Annotated in this window: 2 protein-coding genes; both read right to left on the bottom strand. The window is 60.3% G+C overall.

Annotated elements, in window-relative coordinates:
* Positions 1-170: 170 nt before the first annotated feature.
* Positions 171-692 (bottom strand): CvpA family protein, encoded by a 522-nt coding sequence (locus tag AAFM29_RS18035; protein ID WP_341714078.1) that lies wholly within the window; start codon positions 690-692, stop codon positions 171-173.
* Between the two features lie 10 nt (positions 693-702).
* On the bottom strand, positions 703-1,068 hold a 366-nt coding region (locus tag AAFM29_RS18030), incomplete at its 5' end, for a magnesium chelatase domain-containing protein (RefSeq protein WP_341714077.1).

Raw genomic sequence — 1,068 nt, 5'->3', positions numbered from 1 at the left:
CGCGATCCTTCCCTGGTCGTCCTGCTCGATACCGATCCTGATGCTACTGCCGCAGGTGCGCGATCGCGCCTCGCCAGCTAGCACCCAATCACCCTTCAATGGAAAAGCTGAAAGCTCCGTCGCCAGCGAGAGCAGTTCGTTTGTGTAAAGCTTGCCCGCAGTGCCGGCGGTCATTCCATCGCTTCCGCTTCGCTCTTAAAGCGTTCACGACGTTCGGAAATGGTTTCGACCAGCGCACGCGAACTGGTATCGACGACATTATAGGTGCGCGCGGTCGTAATCCAGTCCGGTCGGCCCTTGTAGCCCCAGACCGTATCGAACCCGAGCACAAGCAGGGAAAAAGCGAAAACCATGATCAGCCCGCCCTTGAGCACCCCGAAGCCGAAACCCAGCACACGGTCGATCGGTCCAATGATCGAGCCACGCGACGCCTCGCCTACATTGTTGGCGATGACCTTCATCACCGCATAGGGGATCAGCAGCAGCAAGGCGAAGGCAAGCAGCGATTTCGCAGGCTCGGTATCGAGAACCTCGCTCAATTGCTCGGTCAGCGGCGTGTGAAGGTAATAGATCGCAAAGGCTGCCAAGAACCAGGCTGCCAGCGAGAGCACCTCCTGCACCAGTCCACGCATGAAGCCGCCGATGGCCGCCACGCCGACCACGATCGCCACGATGGTGTCGAAACCGTTCATGCGCCAGGGATTATGGGTTTGCCATCACTCGGTCAACGAGCTTCGCGACTTGTCCCGTACCGCAGTAATCGAGCTTCGCCGAACCGTTCGCGACATCGGACGGTCCGAAAGCCATGCCGAAGCCGAGTTTCTCGGCTTCACGCAGCCGCAAGGATGCATGCGCCACAGGGCGAATCTCCCCAGCCAATGATATTTCGCCGAACCATACCGAGCGATCGGGCAGTGGCCGGTCGGCCAGCGCCGAAACGAGTGCCGCTGCCACTGCAAGGTCGGCCGCGGGATCTGACAGGCGATAGCCACCGGCAATATTGAGATAGACTTCGGCGGAGCTGAAATTGAGCCCGCAGCGCGATTCCAGCACGGCCAGCAGCATCGC

Source organism: Erythrobacter sp., assembly GCF_038133525.1.
In the GTDB taxonomy this organism is placed as follows: Bacteria; Pseudomonadota; Alphaproteobacteria; order Sphingomonadales; family Sphingomonadaceae; genus Qipengyuania.
The sequence above is the reverse complement of the archived record's forward strand: the minus strand, read 5'-3'. Positions and strand labels throughout refer to the sequence as shown.